Below are 19,438 nucleotides of genomic sequence, written 5' to 3' on the forward strand. Positions count from 1 at the left end.
AAACATATGAGTCAATTTAGCAAGGATCAGGTTCAAGATATGTATTACCTATCGCCGATGCAGGAAGGGATGCTTTTTCATGCCATCCTGAATCCCGGCCAAAGCTTTTACCTTGAACAAATCACGATGAAAGTAAAAGGCAGCTTGAATATCAAATGTCTTGAAGAAAGCATGAATGTGATCATGGACCGGTACGATGTATTTCGTACCGTGTTCATTCACGAAAAAGTAAAAAGACCTGTCCAAGTCGTATTGAAAAAACGGCAGTTCCATATAGAAGAAATCGATCTGACACACTTAACGAGCAGCGAGCAAACAGCCAAAATCAATGAGTACAAAGAACAGGATAAGATCAGGGGTTTTGATTTGACGCGGGATATTCCGATGCGGGCAGCCATTTTCAAGAAAGCTGAAGAAAGCTTTGAATGGGTGTGGAGCTACCACCACATTATTTTGGACGGATGGTGCTTCGGCATCGTCGTACAGGATCTATTTAAGGTATACAATGCTCTGCGCGAACAAAAGCCGTACAGCCTGCCGCCCGTCAAACCGTATAAAGACTACATCAAGTGGCTTGAAAAGCAGGATAAACAAGCATCACTGCGTTACTGGCGAGAGTATTTAGAGGACTTTGAAGGACAAACGACGTTTGCGGAGCAAAGAAAGAAACAAAAGGACGGCTATGAGCCGAAAGAGCTGCTCTTTTCACTGTCGGAGGCGGAAACAAAGGCTTTTACTGAGCTTGCAAAATCGCAGCATACCACTTTAAGTACGGCGCTGCAGGCAGTCTGGAGCGTATTGATCAGTCGCTATCAGCAGTCTGGCGATTTGGCTTTCGGTACAGTTGTTTCAGGGCGTCCCGCGGAAATCAAAGGCGTTGAACATATGGTCGGGCTGTTTATCAACGTTGTCCCGAGACGTGTGAAGCTGTCTGAGGGTATCACATTTAACGGCTTGCTCAAGCAGCTGCAGGAGCAATCGCTGCAGTCTGAGCCGCATCAATATGTGCCGCTTTATGACATCCAAAGCCAGGCCGATCAGCCGAAACTGATTGACCACATCATTGTTTTTGAGAACTATCCGCTTCAGGATGCGAAAAATGAAGAAAGCAGTGAAAACGGCTTTGATATGGTGGATGTTCATGTTTTTGAGAAGTCGAATTATGATCTCAACCTGATGGCTTCCCCGGGAGATGAGATGCTGATTAAGCTTGCCTATAATGAGAATGTGTTTGATGAGGCGTTTATCCTGCGCTTGAAATCTCAGCTTCTCACAGCAATTCAGCAGCTCATCCAGAATCCGGATCAGCCTGTCAGCACGATCAACATCGTCGACGACAGGGAGAGAGAATTTTTGCTAACCGGCTTAAACCCGCCGGCTCAAGCTCATGAAACAAAGCCTCTGACGGATTGGTTCAAGGAAGCAGTGAACGTCAATCCGGATGCACCGGCGCTTACGTATTCCGGCCAGACCCTGTCTTATCGACAATTAGATGAGGAAGCGAACCGCCTTGGACGCCGGCTGCAAAAACAAGGTGCGGGCAAAGGCTCTGTTGTAGCGCTGTACACGAAGCGCTCACTTGAACTGGTGATCGGCATTCTCGGTGTATTAAAGGCGGGAGCAGCCTATCTGCCGGTTGATCCGAAGCTGCCAGAGGACCGAATCTCGTATATGCTGGCTAACAGTGCGGCAGCCTGTCTTCTGACGCATCAGGAGATGAAAGAACAAGCGGCTGAGCTGCCGTATACAGGCACAACGCTCTTCATTGATGATCAAACACGGTTTGAAGAACAGGCAAGCGATCCTGCAACCGCGATTGATCCTAATGATCCGGCATATATCATGTACACGTCCGGCACAACCGGAAAGCCAAAGGGCAATATCACCACTCATGCCAATATTCAAGGATTGGTCAAGCATGTAGACTACATGGCATTCTCTGAAAAAGATACATTCTTATCTGTTTCCAATTACGCCTTTGACGCATTTACCTTTGATTTCTATGCTTCTATGCTGAATGCGGCACGGCTCATTATCGCAGATGAACATACGCTGCTTGATACAGAACGGCTCACAGATCTGATCCTGCAAGAGAATGTCAATGTCATGTTTGCGACAACCGCACTATTTAATCTTCTCACAGATGCGGGAGAGGATTGGATGAAGGGGCTTCGCTGTATATTATTCGGCGGAGAGCGCGCGTCAGTGCCTCATGTCAGAAAAGCGCTGCGGATCATGGGGCCGGGCAAGCTGATTAACTGCTACGGGCCAACTGAGGGAACAGTGTTTGCGACAGCTCACGTCGTGCATGATCTGCCGGATTCCATCTCCTCATTGCCGATTGGAAAGCCGATCAGCAATGCCAGTGTTTATATTCTGAACGAGCAAAGCCAGCTCCAGCCATTCGGGGCGATCGGTGAACTGTGCATCAGCGGAATGGGCGTGTCAAAAGGGTATGTAAATCGTGCTGACCTCACGAAGGAAAAGTTTATCGAGAACCCGTTCAAGCCGGGAGAAACGCTTTACCGTACAGGGGATTTAGCGCGCTGGCTGCCGGATGGAACGATTGAATACGCCGGCCGTATTGACGACCAGGTCAAAATACGCGGACACCGGATTGAGCTTGAAGAAATCGAAAAGCAGCTGCAGGAATACCCAGGTGTGAAAGATGCGGTCGTTGTGGCGGACCGCCATGAGTCTGGCGATGCATCAATCAATGCCTACCTTGTGAACCGGACGCAGCTTTCAGCTGAGGACGTGAAGGCGCACCTGAAAAAACAGCTTCCTGCTTACATGGTGCCGCAAACCTTTACCTTCTTGGATGAGATTCCTTTAACGACGAACGGGAAAGTCAATAAACGGCTGCTCCCAAAACCTGATCAGGATCAGCTGGCGGAAGAATGGATTGGACCGCGGAACGAGATGGAAGAAACAATCGCACAAATATGGTCTGAGGTTCTCGGCAGAAAGCAAATTGGCATTCATGACGATTTCTTTGCGCTCGGAGGGCATTCCTTGAAAGCCATGACCGCCGCGTCCCGCATCAAGAAAGAGCTCGGGATTGATCTTCCAGTAAAGCTTTTGTTTGAAGCGCCGACGATCGCCGGCATTTCAGCGTATTTGAAAAATGGGGGTCCTGATCGCTTGCAGGATGTAACGATAATGAATCAGGATCAGGAGCAGATCATTTTCGCATTCCCGCCGGTCTTGGGCTATGGTCTTATGTACCAAAATCTGTCCAGCCGCTTGCCGTCATACAAGCTGTGCGCCTTTGATTTTATTGAGGAGGAAGACCGGCTTGACCGCTATGCGGATTTGATCCAGAAGCTGCAGCCGGAAGGGCCTTTAACATTGTTTGGGTATTCAGCGGGATGCAGCCTGGCGTTTGAAGCTGCGAAAAAGCTTGAGGAACAAGGCCGTATTGTTCAGCGGATCATCATGGTGGATTCCTATAAAAAACAAGGTGTCAGTGATCTGGACGGACGCACGGTTGAAAGTGATGTCGAAGCGTTGATGAATGTCAATCGGGACAATGAAGCGCTCAACAGCGAAGCCGTCAAACAAGGCCTCAAGCAAAAAACACATGCCTTTTACTCATACTACGTCAGCCTGATCAGCACAGGCCAGGTGAAAGCAGATATTGATCTGTTGACTTCCGGCACTAATTTTGACATGCCGGAATGGCTTGCATCATGGGAAGAAGCTACAACAGGTGCTTACCGTGTGAAAAGAGGCTTCGGAACACACGCAGAAATGCTGCAGGGCGAAACGCTAGATAGGAATGCCGGGATTTTGCTCGAATTTCTTAATACACAAACCGTAACGGTTTCATAAATGAAGTGATGAAAGGAGGAGACAGCCAATGAGCCAACTCTTCAAATCATTTGATGCGTCGGAAAAAACGCAGCTCATCTGTTTTCCGTTTGCCGGCGGCTATTCGGCGTCGTTTCGCCCTCTCCATGCTTTTTTGCAGGGGGAGTGCGAGATGCTCGCTGCCGAGCCGCCGGGACACGGCACGAATCAAACGTCAGCCATTGAGGATCTCGAAGAGCTGACGGATTTGTACAAGCAAGAACTGAACCTTCGCCCTGATCGGCCGTTTGTGCTGTTCGGACACAGTATGGGTGGAATGATCACCTTCAGGCTGGCGCAAAAGCTTGAGCGTGAAGGCGTCTTTCCGCAGGCGGTTATCATTTCTGCAATCCAGCCGCCTCATATTCAGCGGAAGAAAGTGTCCCACCTGCCTGATGATCAGTTTCTCGATCATATTATCCAATTAGGCGGAATGCCCGCAGAGCTTGTTGAAAATAAGGAGGTCATGTCCTTTTTCCTGCCTTCTTTCCGATCAGATTACCGGGCTCTTGAACAATTTGAGCTTTTCGATCTGGCCCAGATCCAGTCGCCTGTTCATGTCTTTAACGGGCTTGATGATAAAAAATGCATACGAGATGCGGAAGGGTGGAAGAAGTGGGCAAAAGACATCACATTCCATCAATTTGACGGCGGGCACATGTTCCTGCTGTCACAAACGGAAGAAGTCGCAGAACGGATTTTTGCGATCTTGAATCAGCATCCGATCATTCAACCGTGATCAAAAGCGGACAGCTTCGGCTGTTCCGCTTTTTTTGTGTTGAATGCCAATTTTTGCATGGTATAATAGTCGAAATACTTAAATAAAGGCAGGTCGAAACATGCGCACGTCTCCCAGGATGAAATGGTTTGTATTGCTGTTTACGTTTGTTTTCGCCATCGGAATGAACTCATTCAGAAATTCCTTTCAATTTTTTATGCTGCCAATGGCAGATGCCTTCCATGCCGACAGGTCGCTGATCTCGGTTTCTGTCAGCATTTTTATGATCACAACCGGCATCGTCCAGTTTTTTGTCGGTTTTTTTATCGACCGTTTCAGTGTCAGAAAAATTATGGCGCTGGGAGCTGTCTGCATCAGCGCAAGCTTTTTGGTGCTTCCTTATTCACCGAATGTTCATGTGTTTTCCGCCATTTACGGTGTGCTTGGCGGAATCGGCTATTCCTGCGCGGTCGGCGTGACGACCCAGTACTTCATCAGCCGTTGGTTTGACACACATAAAGGTCTGGCGCTTGCTATTTTGACCAATGCCAACTCTGCGGGCCTGCTGCTTCTCTCGCCCATTTGGGCTGCGGCTCCGTATCATGCCGGCTGGCAGAGCACCTATACCATTTTGGGAATCGTCATGGCGGCTGTTCTGCTGCCGCTCCTCGTCTTTGGGATGAAGCACCCGCCACATGCGCAAGCGGAAACTGTGAAAAAATCTTATGATTGGCGAGGGTTTTGGAACGTGATGAAGCAATCCCGCCTCATTCATATCCTGTACTTCGGCGTGTTTACTTGCGGATTTACAATGGGAATTATTGATGCTCACCTCGTCCCGATACTGAAGGATGCGCATGTCTCTCATGTCAACGGAATGATGGCCGCGTTCGGGGCATTTATCATCATTGGCGGATTATTGGCGGGCTGGCTGTCAGATCTCCTCGGCAGCAGAAGCGTCATGCTATCCATCTTATTTTTCATTCGGCTGCTCAGCCTCATTTGCCTGCTCATTCCCATTCTCGGAATTCATCACAGCGACCTTTGGTACTTCGGGTTTATCCTGTTATTCGGGCTCAGTTACACAGGCGTGATCCCGCTGACCGCGGCGTCAATTTCGGAAAGCTATCAAACAGGATTGATCGGATCGCTGTTAGGCATCAATTTCTTTATCCATCAGGTTGCCGGAGCTCTTAGCGTGTATGCGGGCGGTTTGTTTTTTGACATGACTCATGGTTATTTGCTGATTGTCGCTGTGTGCATCGTGTTTGTGGGTTTATCGGCTGTAATAGAGCTGGTGCCGTTTTTAGATAAACAGAAGGCAAAAGAAACCCACCATTCAATATAAAAGGATCAGCACTGTCAATGCTGATCCTTTTTAAATTTGAGTTTTTTTGTTTCGGTATTTTTAAGGATAATCTCCTTGAATCTGTTCATCTCCTCTTCGGAGTGAAAAAAATGTTTGGGGATCGCAATATATTGGCCACTTGATGTATTGACCCTGAAGATATTTTTATATTCGAAAACAGCTGTAATTTCATCCCAATTGAAAATGAGGTCATATTTTTTAGAACATATACGAATTCCTTCTTGGTTCAGAGTATATGTTCTTTTAGATTTCATCCGTTCGTTCTTCTTGTATGCTCTGGAAAACTTCACATATAGAAGAAGGAGGAGCAGCAGTGTAAACAGAACGGACATCACGATAATCAACATACTGTTCATAAACAAGTTAAGCGCGTCACTGCCATAAACGATACGGGGCCATCCGTTAATGAAGTTAACTGCAGCAAATATGGTGCAAAACAACAGAAAGTAAAAGCATGATATTTTTGCGATTTGATAAAAAAAGATTTCTCTTACATCCTTAAAAGCGATTTCTCCTGGAAGATTGATACTTTCACTAGCATATTGAATCATACGGTAAACCTACACCTCTAACCATGTTTTTCCTTTCAGTCTAGCATAATTTCTCATTTTTTTGCAGGCATACCAGGGCGCTTTGTTTTTTTCTCCAGATTGATATTGCTCCCCACCACGCCAATCATAATACAAACAGCCCCGGCAAGATGATACCAGGCCAGGCTTTCGTTGAGAATCATAACTCCTGCAATCATCGTCACAATGGTAGATACATGATTAAAAGCACTCATTTTAAACGCCTCAATTCGCGACAGCGTATAGTTAGACAGAAATGAAGTGACAAGTGAAGACAGCACGCCCAAATACACAATGGCGAGAACGAAGCCGGGCTCCCGGAACGGCAGAAAATAAGTGCCGACTGTTCCCGCCGCTCCGTGACGCACAAGGGCGATGGCGTTGAAGACGACAAAACCGATGGCTGACATGATGTAGGTGAGCTCGGTCAGCTTGAACCGCTGCGTCATTTTTCTGGCAGCAGTATTGTACATCGCTGAAGACAAAGCGGACAATAGGATCAGCAAAGACCCTTTTAAGCTGGCTGATTCCACGTCAACGCCTTTCATCACAAAAATAAACATGACGCCGGCAACGGATAAAACCGTGAACCCCTTTTGCGTCCACGTTGGGCGTTCCTTTAAAACATAAGCGGCAAAGACCATCGTGAAAATCGGAATGGCTGCCTGAATAATTCCCGCTTCAGAGGAGGACGAGTACACAAGGCCGAATGCCTGAAAGCTGAAAAATAACGCGGGATACAGCAGGGCGAGCGGCAAAATGGCAATGACGTCCTTTATGCGGATTGATAGCTTTACCCAGCCGAATAAGATCGGTATAGTGGCCGCAGCAAACGCAATGGTGAACCGATGCGCCAAAATATCAAACGGCTCTGCTGTTTGCAGTGCGATTTTTACGAATAGAAAGGATAAACCGATAATGAACGAATATAAAATAGCCGCTATATAAGCGGGGGCTTGCTGATGTTTAACCATAATGGGAAGGGCTCCTTTACCTGAATTGCAGCGCCGGTCGCTCCCTTTATTGTATGGCCGCGGTCAGAACGGTACAATGAGAAAAACAATGAACTGTACCGGTACAAAACAGGGGGAGAAGGCATGGAGAAATATATGAGTCTATTAATGAGGATAGAGGAGATGATGCAAAGCACCGCCTATCAAGAAGGAGACAGGCTTCCATCTATCCGTCAGCTGTCCGCCCGCTACCAAGTCAGCAAAAGCACAGTGATCCGCGCGCTGCAGGAGCTGGAAAAACGCCACCTTATCTATTCCGTTCCGAAAAGCGGCTATTATATTGTGAAAAAGACGGGAAAAGCCAAAAGCGGGCAGCAGGGTCCCATTGACTTTGCCACATCTGCGCCGGATCCCGATGTGTTTCCGTATCTTGATTTTCAGCACTGCATCAACAAAGCGATTGATACATACAAAAACGATTTGTTTATTTATGGGACGCCAAAGGGGCTTCCCTCACTCATCCGCGTACTCCGAAAGCTCTTGGCCAATCAACAGGTATTTGCGGATGAAAGGCATATTTTCATTACATCAGGTGTCCAGCAGGCGTTATCCTTGCTTTGTGCCATGCCGTTCCCAAATGGGAAAGAGAAGATCGCCATTGAACAGCCGGGCTACCATTTGATGGTCGAACAGCTTGAGACGCTTGGGATTCCCGCCATCGGGGTGAAACGAATGGAAGAAGGGCTTGATATAGCCGAGGTTGAGCGGTTATTTCAAACAGAATCGATTAAATTTTTTTATACGATGCCCCGCTTCCATAACCCGCTTGGCTGCTCTTTGTCAGAGTGTGATAAACAGGAGCTTGTGAGACTGGCAGAAGCGTATGATGTCTACCTCGTTGAGGATGATTACCTCGGTGATCTGGAGGAAAATAAAAAGGCAGATCCGCTGTACGCATATGATCTGTCCTCACATGTCATCTATTTGAAAAGCTTCTCGAAAATGATGTTCCCCGGCCTTCGCGTGGGGGCGGCTGTTTTGCCCGAAGCGCTGACTGACACGTTCTATGCGTACAAAAAGCTGAACGACATCGACTGTTCGATGATTTCTCAAGCGGCATTGGAGATTTACCTGAAAAGCGGTATGTACGGCAGGCATAAGGAGAAAATCAGAGATTCTTATAAAGAGCGGTCGCTGAGGCTACATCAAGCCATTCGAACTCACAGGCAGCTGGGAAGCGGACGCTTTACGTTCTCCAGCGGGCAGGCACCCTGTATGCACACCCATCTGGTGCTTCCTCAGGATCTGCCCGCCTCAAGAGTGATTCATAGACTGGAAAAACAAGGGGTTCTCCTTGAGGCGATAGACCGTCATTATTTATCAGATTATCCGAAAGAAAATCTATTAAAAATCAATATTTCCAATGTGAAAACGGAAGATATTGAGCGCGGTGTCAAGCTGTTGATGAGCCATTTATAAAAGCTCTTCGTACGAGACCATTGTGATATCCTCGGGGAAATCAGGGTGTGCGGCGCATACAGCCATTTTGTAGCCGGGATCGACCTCATACGTTTTGATATAGCATGGGGAATGGCTGTCCGGAAGCTCAATGGATACTTGTCCGTCCTGATGCAGGCGCACTGAAAAGGAATCAAGCGGAAGCGATAAGCCTTTGCCTTCCTGTTTGATAAAGCTTTCTTTCATTGACCATAGATGATAAAAATAGTCTGTCTGCTCGTCCTTGTCTTTTGCTAAAAGGTCGCTGTACTCTGTTTTTGAAAAGAAGCGCTTGGCGATCTCAAGACTGATCGGTTTCGTTTTTTCGATATCTATGCCGATCGGCTGTGAATCAAACGCGCAAATGACCCAGCGGCCGGAGTGAGAAATGTTGAAATGAGCGTCGGGAAGATCAGGGATGCACGGCTTCCCGTATTCCTGCGTGCTAAAGCGGATATCGGATTTGTCCAACTGATACTGCCTGCTTATGACTGAGCGAACGAGCACATCTCCCAGCAGGGTGCGGTGAGCATCTTCTTTATGATAAAATCTCCGGCATTTCTCCCGTTTTTCAGGTGATATGAAAGACATGAACCGTTCATTTTCTTCTTGTGAAAGCGGGCGGTCCATATAAATTCCGTAAATCTTCATTCTAGATCCTCCGTCTGCAAAAGATTGTCAAAACCATCCTATCATACTTCCACAAGACTCATATAGAGGAGAAAATAAAAAAACAAAGCCAAGGCGGCTTTGCTTTAGTGTACAGGCGGAGATGCTTTCACAGCGGCTGTCCGCCTTGCCACAGCATAATTCAGCAACTGGATTGACTGGGGCAATGAAAAACGCAAAATAAGTCCGGTGAGGATGGCGGTCAAAATGGTGCCAAAACCGATCGGTCCGCCCATGCCCCATGCCGCAAACAAAATGGTTAATTCCATGCCGTTCCGCACCCATTGCACATTCCAGCCGGTTTTTTCTGTAATCAGCATCATCAGTGAATCACGCGGCCCCGCGCCAAGGCCTGCTGATACATAAACACCGACGCCGTAACCAATCAGCACCACGCCTAGAGAGAAGACGATGATCGAGCCTGTGTAGGTCGAGGGGGCAGGCAGAATGAAATTGAAAAAATCTATAAATACACCAATGAGCACCATATTCAGGAGGGCCCCAATTTTCGGCCAAGCTCTCGTAAACAATGACGTGAATCCGACGATGAGCGCTCCAATAATGATGGACCACTGGCCGACGGTAAGCCCGAAGTGCTGAAACAGGCTGTAATGAAATGCATCCCACGGACTAATGCCGAGTGCTTTTCCTTCTATCGTCAGGGATACACCAAAAGCCAAAATGATCAAACCGGCAAAATAAAATGTCCAGCGCAGAACAAGTTCTTGCTTCACGTGAGGTCCCTTCTTTCGTAAAAATCAGTCGATTGTCATTGTAGCACATCTGACAGAAGGGCGGAATAGGCGAAAGGGGCTCAACAAAAAAACAGGGCCGCCGTAGGCGCCCTGTTTCAGCGTGTTGGAAAACCCTTGCATTCGTTGTCAGGCCTGTGCTTCGGTGCTCACGAATTTAACATTCGCTGTGCTCCAATGCTCGCCCTTCCTAGACTTCAAAGGTTTTCAATCACGCTGAAAATCACAAAATCCTAAAACGAAAATCGTTTTAGGATTTTGTCAATAATCTGAAACAGGGCGCTGGCGCCCTGTTTTTCTTATTACAGCGGGTTCAAAATCCGGTTCAAGAACCGCTGTGTCCGTTCTTCTTTTGGTGCGGAGAAAATTTGCTCCGGCGGTCCTTGCTCCACGATAACGCCGCCGTCGATGAAGATGACTTCATCCGCAACCTCCTGCGCGAACTTGATTTCGTGGGTCACGACGACCATGGTCCAGCCTTCATTGGCTAAGTCCTTGATAACCTTCAGCACCTCTCCGACAAGCTCGGGATCAAGCGCTGAGGTCGGTTCGTCAAACAGCATGAGCTCAGGCTGAATCGCCAGTGCGCGGGCGATGCCGACGCGCTGCTGCTGGCCGCCGGAAAGCTGGAACGGATATAAATCCATTTTGTCCTTCAATCCGACTTTATCAAGAAGCTGAATCGCTTCTTTTCTGACTTCCTCTTTGTTCCGTTTTTGCACCCGAATAGGGCCCTCCATCACGTTTTCGAGGGCTGTGCGGTGCGGGAATAGGTGATACGCCTGAAACACCATTCCGGATTTTCGGCGAAGCTTTAGGATATCCGCCTGTTTCACCTTTTTGGAGAAATCGATGGAGAAATCATCAAATGCAAGCTCTCCGCGATTCGGGATCTCCAGAGCGTTCAGGCAGCGGAGCAGCGTCGTTTTTCCTGAACCTGAAGGCCCAAGTATGGCGATGACTTTTCCTTTTTCAATCTTCATATCTATCTTTTTTAAAATTTCATTTTCACCGAATGATTTGTTTAATCCTTTAACGGTAAGCATACTCGGAACCTCCTTATTTGGCCACGTAGCGGTCAAGACGCCGTTCGATGACATGCTGGACGAGTGAGAGCAGGAAGCAGATAATCCAATAAATAAAGGCTGCTTCAATATAGATCACTAAAATTTGATCAAGATTCCGCGCGCCGATTTCCTGGGCTTTTCTGAACAGCTCAGCGACCAGAATTTGAGAGGCGAGGGATGTATCTTTAATCAGGCTGATAAAGGTATTGGATAATGGCGGGATCGACACACGAAACGCCTGCGGCAAAATGACGCGGAACAGCGTTTTTTGATGTGTCATGCCAATTGTGTAGCCAGCTTCCCATTGCCCTTTCGGCACGGATAAAATAGATGCCCGAATGATTTCAGATGCATAGGCGCCGACGTTTAAAGAAAAGGCGATAACTGCGCTTGGAAATGGATCTAATGTGACGTTAAAGGCCGGGAACAGGTAGAAAATGATGAACAATTGAACGAGAAGAGGAGTGCCGCGTATTGCGGATACGTATACGCTGAACACCCATCTCAAAGGTCTCACTTTCGACATTCTGGCAAGCGCCGTAATCAGCGCCAGGATCATTCCGAATATAAAGGAAAGAATCGTAAGGGGAATCGTATAGTAGATTCCCCCTGAAAGTATCGGCCAGAATGACTGCTGCACCAGATCCCACGGGATCGCCGTGCCAAGCGTCAATGCCGGCAGATTATTTAGAAACATCTTCGCCGAACCATTTTTTAGAAATTTTAGAAAGAGTCCCGTCCTCTTTCATTTCTTTTAATGCTTTGTTGACTTGATCAACAACCTCGCCGCTTCCTTTACGGAACGTGAAATATGTTGACTGAGGCTCACCTGTTTCAAACGCGATTTTCACGTTTTTATTGCCAGATGTTTTTAAGTAGTTCAATACGGCAAGCTTATCGTTGTATGTCATATCGACGCGGCCTTGCTGGATCATTTGAAGGGCCTGCGCCATGCCTTCAACGCCTTCTACTTTAGCGCCGGCATTTGTAGCTAATTTGTTGTAGTTGCTTGTCAGTGATTGAGCTGACGTTTTTCCTTTTACATCTGCTTCAGACTTAATATCGTTGTTGTCTTTTTTCGTTACGACAACGGCACTTGATGTTGTGTATTTATCTGAGAAATCATATTGATTTTCACGATCTGTTTTTCCGACTTGGTTGGCAACAACGTCAAACCGTTTGGAATTCAGGCCGGCAAACATACTGTCCCACTGTGTTTCCTTAAAGTCGACTTTAAGCCCGAGGCGTTTTGCGACTTCTGTGATAACTTCGACATCATAGCCAGTCAGTTTATCAGTGTCTTTGTCGTGGTAAGTGAACGGCTCATATGTTCCTTCCGTTCCGACTGTGAGCACACCTTTTTTCTTAATTGAAGCCCAAAGATCGCCATCTTTGGCATTATCTTTTGACTGATTGTCATTTCCTGCTCCGCAAGCTGCAAGAGCTGCAATACTTACGACCATGAATAAAGCCAATAATGCTTTTTTCATCTTATTCCCCACTTTTCTGGTTGATTTTATTGAAATAAAAAATTAGCTTACAAATCTAAAGGATAACTTTTTTTTAGTATGAGTCAAGTATTTGGTTTTCATAAGACAAATCTTTTAAAATAAATCCAAAAATTGCTGTGCCGGTTTAGGCAAATAACTGTCCGTTCTCCACATGACAGCCGGTGTCATAATGAAGGGATTATTTTCGATATGGACGGTGTGAACGTGATTTCTCATATGAACGGGAATCATTGTGACAGGCAAAATAGACGCGCCAAATCCGGATGACACGAGGCTGAGCAAAGTTGCAGAGTCGTGGCATTCACAAACAATGCGCGGCTCCAGGTTCAAACGATGAAATTCATTCATGACCTGATTATAAACGCCTTTTCCGTTGACAGGCCGCAGCAGGATCAGCGGAAATGAAGGAATGTCCTCCATCTTAATGGTGTCTCCGCACGGATATCCGGCTTCATCTGAAAGCACGAGCACACATGGAATGTCATCAAGCTGTTTGAATTGGACGGTGTCACTTTTGATCAGTGTTGTCGTGACCGCCGCATCGATTTGCCGGCTTTCCAGCAGTTCCAACAGTGTCGCGGGTTCATTTTCCCAAATATTAAAGGTGAGATGGGGGTATCTCTCTTTGATCTGTGTTACTTTTTCAAGCATCAGAGCCGCGCAATAAATCGTTGATCCCACGGCAAGTGTGCCGGCTACTTCCTCCTTCAGCTCCTGTACCTCAATGACTGCATCTTCAAACCTATGCAGAATCTCTTTTGCTCTTTTTAGAAAAACAGCTCCTTCATATGTAAGAGTCATTTGTTTTTTCTTGTTCCGGTCAAACAGGACAACACCAAGTTCGTCCTCCAGCTGTTTGAGCTGCCTGCTTAAAGGCGGCTGCGCCATGTGAAGCTTTTTGGCTGCTGACGTGATTTTCTGTTCTTGGGCAATGGTAATGAAGTATCGAAGCTGGCGAATGTCCAAAAGAAAGCGCCTCCTTATCATACCTTTTAGGTATTAAATATAGATTTAATAGATATTTTTCATATGGATATATCAGGAGTATGATTGAAATGAAAGCAGAATTCAAGCGTAAAGGAGGGGGCAAAGTGAAACTCGTTGTCGGAATGACAGGGGCAACAGGGGCCATTTTCGGGGTCAGGCTGCTGCAGTGGCTGAAGGCCGCCGGAGTGGAAACCCATCTCGTTGTGTCTCCTTGGGCAAACGTCACGATCAAACACGAAACAGGCTATACCTTACAAGAAGTAGAACAACTGGCCACATACACTTACTCACATAAGGATCAGGCGGCAGCCATTTCAAGCGGGTCGTTTGATACCGATGGAATGATTGTTGCGCCGTGCAGCATGAAGTCTCTCGCAAGCATTCGCACCGGAATGGCGGATAATCTGCTGACACGTGCGGCGGATGTCATGCTCAAGGAGAGAAAAAAACTCGTCCTCTTAACGAGAGAGACGCCTTTGAACCAAATTCATCTCGAAAATATGCTAGCGCTTACGAAAATGGGTACCATCATTCTTCCTCCGATGCCGGCATTTTATAATCAGCCGAGCAGCTTAGAGGAAATGGTTGACCATATTGTTTTTAGAACGTTGGACCAATTCGGCATTCGGCTTCCTGAAGCGAAGCGCTGGAATGGGATTGAAAAACAAAAAGGAGGAGCTTGATCATGGCTTATCAAGATTTCAGAGAATTTCTCACTGCCCTTGAAAAAGAAGGACAGCTGCTTACAGTGAATGAAGAGGTAAAGCCGGAACCGGATTTAGGGGCCGCCGCACGGGCAGCCAGCAATCTTGGCGATAAAAGCCCTGCGCTCTTATTTAACAACATTTACGGCTATCATAACGCGCGAATTGCGATGAATGTCATCGGCTCTTGGCCAAACCATGCCATGATGCTGGGCATGCCGAAAGACACACCGGTAAAAGAACAGTTTTTTGAATTCGCAAAGCGTTATGACCAGTTTCCGATGCCGGTCAAACGTGAGGAAACAGCGCCATTTCATGAAAATGAAATCACAGAAGACATCAATTTGTTCGATATACTGCCTCTTTTCAGAATTAACCAAGGAGACGGCGGTTACTATTTAGACAAAGCATGTGTCATTTCCCGCGATCTTGAAGACCCTGACAACTTCGGCAAACAAAACGTCGGCATTTACAGAATGCAGGTCAAAGGAAAAGACCGCCTCGGCATTCAGCCTGTCCCGCAGCACGATATTGCAATCCATCTGCGCCAAGCTGAAGAACGCGGCATCAATCTTCCGGTGACTATTGCGCTCGGCTGTGAGCCGGTCATTACAACGGCGGCATCGACTCCGCTTCTCTATGATCAATCAGAATACGAAATGGCAGGTGCGATTCAAGGCGAACCATATCGCATCGTCAAATCAAAGCTGTCTGATCTGGATGTTCCGTGGGGCGCTGAAGTGGTGCTTGAAGGTGAGATTATTGCCGGAGAGCGCGAATATGAAGGGCCGTTCGGTGAATTCACAGGCCATTATTCCGGCGGACGCAGCATGCCGATTATCAAAATTAAACGCGTCTATCACAGAAACAATCCGATCTTTGAACATTTATACTTAGGCATGCCTTGGACAGAATGCGATTACATGATCGGAATTAACACATGCGTGCCGCTTTATCAGCAGTTAAAAGAAGCGTACCCGAACGAAATTGTGGCAGTGAACGCCATGTACACACACGGTTTAATCGCGATTGTTTCCACAAAAACCCGCTATGGCGGATTTGCGAAAGCGGTCGGCATGCGCGCACTCACAACGCCGCACGGACTCGGCTACTGCAAAATGGTCATTGTCGTTGATGAGGATGTCGATCCATTCAACCTTCCGCAGGTCATGTGGGCGCTTTCGACCAAAATGCATCCGAAACATGATGCGGTCATCATTCCGGACTTATCTGTCCTGCCGCTTGATCCGGGATCCAATCCATCAGGAATCACTCACAAAATGATTCTTGACGCCACTACACCGGTTGCGCCGGAAATAAGAGGCCATTATTCACAGCCGCTTGATTCTCCGCTAACAACGAAAGAATGGGAACAAAAACTAATGGACTTAATGAATAAATAAGGAAAGGATGTTCGAAATGCATACATGTCCTCGATGCGACTCAAAAAAGGGAGAAGTCATGAGCAAATCGCCTGTAGAAGGCGCATGGGAAGTTTATCAGTGCCAAACATGCTTTTTTACATGGAGATCCTGTGAACCGGAAAGCATTACAAATCCCAAAAAATACAATCCAGCGTTTAAAATTGATCCAAAGGAAATAGAAACAGCAATTGAAGTTCCGGCGGTGCCGGAACGAAAGGCTTGATCGGCGTGAACAGTATGTCAGACCGTCTCTTTGAGCTGCTTGACGGGAGATGCCTGAATGAGAAGCAGCATGAGGCCTTCGTTCTGCAAACAGTATCAGAGGATGGCTGGCCGCATGCCGCTATGATCAGTGCGGGTGAAATTATCGCGCTGAGCCGAACTGATATCCGAATCGCTCTGTGGAAAAACACGATGACTTCGGCCAACATCCTTCGCACAGGAAAAGCACAGTTCACGGCGTGGTGGAAGGGAGCGGCCTATTATGTAAAGCTTGAATGCGCGCCTTTACCGCCTTTGAAAGATGCCGAATATGATAGAGACCGTTTTTCCTGCCGCATCGTTTCAGTGAAGGAGGACGTTGCGAAATACGCTGATTTGACTTCAGGTGTCCGTATACAGCTTCACAGCCCTGAAGAGGTGCTGGGCAGATGGGAAAAGACCCTGGAAGATTTAAAACGGTAATATCGATAGCCTGACGCCATGCGTCAGGCTTTTTTTATATAATGAAAACAAAGGGGGCGTGAGAAATGGAACGTGCGGGGATCTGTCACTCGGACGGCTTTGATTTAGCTTATCGAATTGAGGGCGAGGGCGCACCCATCCTTGTGATCGGGAGTGCGGTTTACTATCCGCGCCTTTTTTCCTCAGATATCAAACAGAAATATCAATGGGTCTTTATCGACCATAGGGGATTTGCTAAGCTTAAGCGAGGGCTTCGTGCGGAGGATTCGAGGCTTGATGCCGTCTTGGCTGATATCGAAAGGATGAGAACATTTCTTCAGTTTGAGGATATTATTATCCTGGGGCATTCCGGGCATGCTTTTATGGCTTTGGAATATGCCAGGACATATCCTGAACATGTCCGGAAGGTGGCGCTCTTCAATACTGCGCCTGATAACAGTGAAGAAAGACAGCGAAAAAGTGAATCATTTTTCATGGAAACAGCCAGCCTTGAGAGAAAGAAACGCTTTGAAAAAGATATCGCGAATTTGCCGCAGGACATTGAAAAAGATCCTGAAAGACGCTTCGTGCATATGTGTATTCGCGCTGAAGCGAAAAGCTTTTATCAAGAGCGGCCGCATGCAGCTGCCTTATGGGATGGCGTATTCACGAATATGCCGATCATTGATGAATTATGGGGCAATACATTTGCCCGGATTGATCTTCTTCAGCGGTTAGCTGATGTTCGTATGCCGGTGTATATCGGATTAGGGAGATATGATTATTTGGTTGCACCCGTTTCGCTATGGGATGCTGTTGACGGTTTATATCCCCATGTTGATAAGGTTATTTTTGAAAAGAGCGGCCATCAGCCGATGCTGGAAGAACCAGAAGCCTTTGATCAAAGCTTCAGGAAATGGCTTGATCAATAAAAAACAGCCCGCAGATCAACATCCGCGGGCTGTTTCTGATTATAAGACCCCTTTCATCGCGCGTTTGATTACCGGCGAGAGCAGCAGGAGAATACCGCCAAGAACGATAGAAATCAAACCGATGGTGCCGAAGTACATTGTTTCAGGAATTTTATCAAACAATCCGGCTACTTGGGCATTGATCGCTTGGGCTGCTGCGTTAGTCAGAAACCACATACTCATTGTCTGTGCAGAGAAGGCAGCTGGTGCCAGTTTCGTTGTCACGGATAAACCGACTGGAGACAGGCACAGCTCTCCAAGCACGACAAGCAGGAAGCTGAGAACGAGCCAAAGCGGGCTTACGAGTGCTTCTTTTCCTTGCATAGCAGGGAATACCATAATGATAAATGACAATCCGGCTAAAATAATTCCGATTGAGAATTTAACTGGTGTAGACGGCTGGCGTTTGCCAAGCTTCATCCAGAGCCATGCGAATATTGGCGCAAAAATGACAACAAACAATGGATTTAATGATTGGAACCAAGATGACTGAAGTTCGAATCCGCCCAATGAAAGTCTTATGCGTTCATCAGCGTATACCGCAAGAATGGTCGCTCCCTGTTCCTGAATGGCCCAAAACATGACAGCACCGATAAACAAAGGAACGTAAGCGGCAAGACGGGATTTTTCTGTTTTGTCCGCTTTTTTGCTTGTAAACATGATGATGAAATAAATCACAGGAATCAAAATACCGAGAATACTTACAAGGTCGATAAAACGATTGATCGTCAGCACGCCTGTTTGTACAGAGATAATCACTGCGATCGCCACAATGATAACACCGATTCCGGTGCCAATTGCAGATTTTTTAGACAGCGGATTCGGCACATTGGAACCTGCAAGCCCGAGGTTTTTCTTTCTTGTCAAAGCAAAAACGATAAGTCCGAGAAGCATTCCGACCGCGGCAGCTCCGAAGCCGAGATGATAGTTGTACTTCTGTCCGAGTGTTCCGACAATTAACGGTGCAAGTAAACCACCGAGGTTAATCCCCATGTAGAAAATACTGAAACCTGAGTCGCGGCGCGGGTCTTCTTTCGTGTAAAGATCCCCAACCACGCTTGAAACGTTTGGTTTTAATAAGCCTGTTCCGACAATAATAAGCACCATGCTGATATAGAATGCGATCGCGCTGCCCGGATAGGCGAGTGCAATGTGGCCGAACATAATGAATATGCCGCCGTAAAACACGGTGTTTGCGGTACCGAATACCCGGTCAGCGAGCCATCCGCCAATAATGGTGGACATGTATACGAGTGATCCGTAAATCGACATAATGGCAACCGCAGTGCCCTTGTCAAAGCCGAGCCCTCCGTTTACCGTCTCTGTATACAAATAGTAAAGTAAGATTGCTCTCATTCCATAGTAAGAGAAACGCTCCCAAAATTCGGTGAAAAATAGTGTAAATAGTCCTCGCGGGTGACCAAAGAACCCTTTTTGCGGGACGCTTTTAATGATACTTTCGTTATCAATCGAAGCCATGTCAGCCAAACCCTTTCTAAAAAAAGTGTATTATAAAAATCATATTCTTATATAATACTTGTGTCAATATAATTTATACTCATTTCAAATAGTTCCATATTGGAAAAATTATAAATACCTAAAAATAGTGATTTCCTCCTAATTTTTAAACTTTTTATCGTGAGATTTTCTTACACAACTATTCCTTTATATTTTTTTAATAAAATTTTAGAGAAATGTACAAGCAGATCGGGCCTTTGTGAGTAACATGATA

The 19,438-nt window shown here is 46.7% G+C and carries 18 protein-coding genes; 9 read left to right on the forward strand and 9 right to left on the reverse strand.

What is annotated here, in order from left to right; translation table 11 throughout:
• Window positions 1–6 precede the first annotated feature (6 nt).
• From srfAC to MKX71_RS02005, 3 genes are all read left to right on the forward strand, one after another.
• On the forward strand, window positions 7–3,834 hold the full coding sequence (gene srfAC, locus MKX71_RS01995) for a surfactin non-ribosomal peptide synthetase SrfAC (RefSeq protein WP_339231682.1): 3,828 nt from the start codon (window positions 7–9) through the stop codon (window positions 3,832–3,834).
• A gap of 28 nt (window positions 3,835–3,862) precedes the next feature.
• Window positions 3,863–4,591: a surfactin biosynthesis thioesterase SrfAD gene (gene srfAD / locus MKX71_RS02000; protein WP_024573248.1), complete on the forward strand. Its 729-nt coding sequence runs from the start codon at window positions 3,863–3,865 to the stop codon at window positions 4,589–4,591.
• 100 nt (window positions 4,592–4,691) lie between these two features.
• Window positions 4,692–5,918 carry an MFS transporter gene (locus tag MKX71_RS02005; RefSeq protein WP_046160045.1) on the forward strand — a complete coding sequence of 409 codons (1,227 nt, stop codon included), beginning with the start codon at window positions 4,692–4,694 and terminating at the stop codon, window positions 5,916–5,918.
• A 14-nt stretch (window positions 5,919–5,932) separates the two neighbouring features.
• Here the strand turns inward: MKX71_RS02005 and MKX71_RS02010 are convergent, their stop codons facing one another.
• Window positions 5,933–6,490, reverse strand: coding sequence for a YcxB family protein (locus tag MKX71_RS02010; RefSeq protein ID WP_080528914.1), 558 nt, complete (start codon window positions 6,488–6,490; stop codon window positions 5,933–5,935).
• A gap of 53 nt (window positions 6,491–6,543) precedes the next feature.
• Window positions 6,544–7,482: a DMT family transporter gene (locus MKX71_RS02015; RefSeq protein WP_128992398.1), complete on the reverse strand. Its 939-nt coding sequence runs from the start codon at window positions 7,480–7,482 to the stop codon at window positions 6,544–6,546.
• A gap of 123 nt (window positions 7,483–7,605) precedes the next feature.
• Here MKX71_RS02015 and MKX71_RS02020 point away from each other — a divergent pair, with 123 nt between their 5' ends.
• The gene (locus MKX71_RS02020) at window positions 7,606–8,940 is read left to right on the forward strand and encodes a PLP-dependent aminotransferase family protein (RefSeq protein WP_339231683.1); all 1,335 of its coding nucleotides are present in this window, start codon (window positions 7,606–7,608) and stop codon (window positions 8,938–8,940) included.
• Here the strand turns inward: MKX71_RS02020 and MKX71_RS02025 are convergent.
• The 6 genes from MKX71_RS02025 to bsdA form a co-directional block, all read right to left on the reverse strand.
• Window positions 8,935–9,609 (reverse strand): 4'-phosphopantetheinyl transferase, encoded by a 675-nt coding sequence (locus MKX71_RS02025; protein ID WP_003234549.1) that lies wholly within the window; start codon window positions 9,607–9,609, stop codon window positions 8,935–8,937. The two genes, MKX71_RS02020 and MKX71_RS02025, sit on opposite strands and share 6 nt — an antisense overlap.
• A 104-nt stretch (window positions 9,610–9,713) precedes the next feature.
• Window positions 9,714–10,361 carry a YitT family protein gene (locus tag MKX71_RS02030; protein ID WP_003234545.1) on the reverse strand — a complete coding sequence of 216 codons (648 nt, stop codon included), beginning with the start codon at window positions 10,359–10,361 and terminating at the stop codon, window positions 9,714–9,716.
• A gap of 320 nt (window positions 10,362–10,681) precedes the next feature.
• The gene (gene tcyC, locus MKX71_RS02035; protein ID WP_339231684.1) at window positions 10,682–11,425 is read right to left on the reverse strand and encodes a cystine ABC transporter ATP-binding protein TcyC; all 744 of its coding nucleotides are present in this window, start codon (window positions 11,423–11,425) and stop codon (window positions 10,682–10,684) included.
• Between the two features lie 13 nt (window positions 11,426–11,438).
• Complete coding sequence (gene tcyB, locus MKX71_RS02040) at window positions 11,439–12,143, reverse strand: cystine ABC transporter permease TcyB (RefSeq protein ID WP_003234541.1); 705 nt, start codon at window positions 12,141–12,143, stop codon at window positions 11,439–11,441.
• Window positions 12,130–12,936 carry a cystine ABC transporter substrate-binding lipoprotein TcyA gene (gene tcyA / locus MKX71_RS02045; protein WP_192858194.1) on the reverse strand — a complete coding sequence of 269 codons (807 nt, stop codon included), beginning with the start codon at window positions 12,934–12,936 and terminating at the stop codon, window positions 12,130–12,132. Before tcyA ends, tcyB begins: the two co-directional genes overlap by 14 nt.
• A 114-nt stretch (window positions 12,937–13,050) precedes the next feature.
• Window positions 13,051–13,923 (reverse strand): transcriptional regulator BsdA, encoded by an 873-nt coding sequence (gene bsdA, locus MKX71_RS02050; RefSeq protein ID WP_003234533.1) that lies wholly within the window; start codon window positions 13,921–13,923, stop codon window positions 13,051–13,053.
• Between the two features lie 89 nt (window positions 13,924–14,012).
• Between bsdA and MKX71_RS02055 the strand changes: the two genes are divergently transcribed.
• The 5 genes from MKX71_RS02055 to MKX71_RS02075 all read left to right on the forward strand — a co-directional run bounded on the left by MKX71_RS02055 (window position 14,013) and on the right by MKX71_RS02075 (window position 17,667).
• Window positions 14,013–14,627, forward strand: a complete 615-nt coding sequence (locus tag MKX71_RS02055) for a non-oxidative hydroxyarylic acid decarboxylases subunit B (RefSeq protein ID WP_014478815.1) — start codon at window positions 14,013–14,015, stop codon at window positions 14,625–14,627.
• A 2-nt stretch (window positions 14,628–14,629) separates the two neighbouring features.
• Window positions 14,630–16,051 (forward strand): phenolic acid decarboxylase BsdC, encoded by a 1,422-nt coding sequence (bsdC, locus tag MKX71_RS02060; protein ID WP_339231686.1) that lies wholly within the window; start codon window positions 14,630–14,632, stop codon window positions 16,049–16,051.
• 16 nt (window positions 16,052–16,067) lie between these two features.
• A complete protein-coding gene (bsdD, locus tag MKX71_RS02065) occupies window positions 16,068–16,295 on the forward strand; it encodes a phenolic acid decarboxylase subunit BsdD (RefSeq protein ID WP_069322374.1) in 228 nt (75 codons plus the stop codon).
• Window positions 16,292–16,756, forward strand: a complete 465-nt coding sequence (locus MKX71_RS02070; RefSeq protein WP_015715237.1) for a pyridoxamine 5'-phosphate oxidase family protein — start codon at window positions 16,292–16,294, stop codon at window positions 16,754–16,756. The genes bsdD and MKX71_RS02070 overlap by 4 nt, the downstream gene beginning before the upstream one ends.
• A gap of 65 nt (window positions 16,757–16,821) precedes the next feature.
• On the forward strand, window positions 16,822–17,667 hold the full coding sequence (locus MKX71_RS02075) for an alpha/beta hydrolase (protein WP_339231687.1): 846 nt from the start codon (window positions 16,822–16,824) through the stop codon (window positions 17,665–17,667).
• A 39-nt stretch (window positions 17,668–17,706) separates the two neighbouring features.
• On the opposite strand, the gene MKX71_RS02080 is transcribed toward MKX71_RS02075, so the two are convergent.
• Entirely contained in the window at window positions 17,707–19,185 is a 1,479-nt protein-coding gene (locus MKX71_RS02080; RefSeq protein WP_029726571.1) for a peptide MFS transporter, read from the reverse strand.
• Between the last annotated feature and the right edge of the window lie 253 nt (window positions 19,186–19,438).

Origin of the sequence: Bacillus sp. FSL M8-0071 (assembly GCF_037975455.1) — a bacterium.
Taxonomy (GTDB): Bacteria; Bacillota; Bacilli; order Bacillales; family Bacillaceae; genus Bacillus; species Bacillus subtilis.

Bases quoted from the DNA above. Each gene is read 5' to 3' on its own strand.
- bsdD (WP_069322374.1), top strand. From the start codon at position 16,068: ATGCATACATGTCCTCGATGCGACTCAAAAAAGGGAGAAGTCATGAGC.
- MKX71_RS02015 (WP_128992398.1), bottom strand. From the start codon at position 7,482: ATGGTTAAACATCAGCAAGCCCCCGCTTATATAGCGGCTATTTTATAT.
- bsdC (WP_339231686.1), top strand. From the start codon at position 14,630: ATGGCTTATCAAGATTTCAGAGAATTTCTCACTGCCCTTGAAAAAGAA.
- MKX71_RS02075 (WP_339231687.1), top strand. From the start codon at position 16,822: ATGGAACGTGCGGGGATCTGTCACTCGGACGGCTTTGATTTAGCTTAT.
- MKX71_RS02010 (WP_080528914.1), bottom strand. From the start codon at position 6,490: ATGATTCAATATGCTAGTGAAAGTATCAATCTTCCAGGAGAAATCGCT.
- MKX71_RS02055 (WP_014478815.1), top strand. From the start codon at position 14,013: ATGAAAGCAGAATTCAAGCGTAAAGGAGGGGGCAAAGTGAAACTCGTT.
- MKX71_RS02020 (WP_339231683.1), top strand. From the start codon at position 7,606: ATGGAGAAATATATGAGTCTATTAATGAGGATAGAGGAGATGATGCAA.
- tcyB (WP_003234541.1), bottom strand. From the start codon at position 12,143: ATGTTTCTAAATAATCTGCCGGCATTGACGCTTGGCACGGCGATCCCG.
- tcyC (WP_339231684.1), bottom strand. From the start codon at position 11,425: ATGCTTACCGTTAAAGGATTAAACAAATCATTCGGTGAAAATGAAATT.
- srfAD (WP_024573248.1), top strand. From the start codon at position 3,863: ATGAGCCAACTCTTCAAATCATTTGATGCGTCGGAAAAAACGCAGCTC.
- MKX71_RS02080 (WP_029726571.1), bottom strand. From the start codon at position 19,185: ATGGCTTCGATTGATAACGAAAGTATCATTAAAAGCGTCCCGCAAAAA.
- srfAC (WP_339231682.1), top strand. From the start codon at position 7: ATGAGTCAATTTAGCAAGGATCAGGTTCAAGATATGTATTACCTATCG.
- MKX71_RS02025 (WP_003234549.1), bottom strand. From the start codon at position 9,609: ATGAAGATTTACGGAATTTATATGGACCGCCCGCTTTCACAAGAAGAA.
- tcyA (WP_192858194.1), bottom strand. From the start codon at position 12,936: ATGAAAAAAGCATTATTGGCTTTATTCATGGTCGTAAGTATTGCAGCT.
- MKX71_RS02005 (WP_046160045.1), top strand. From the start codon at position 4,692: ATGCGCACGTCTCCCAGGATGAAATGGTTTGTATTGCTGTTTACGTTT.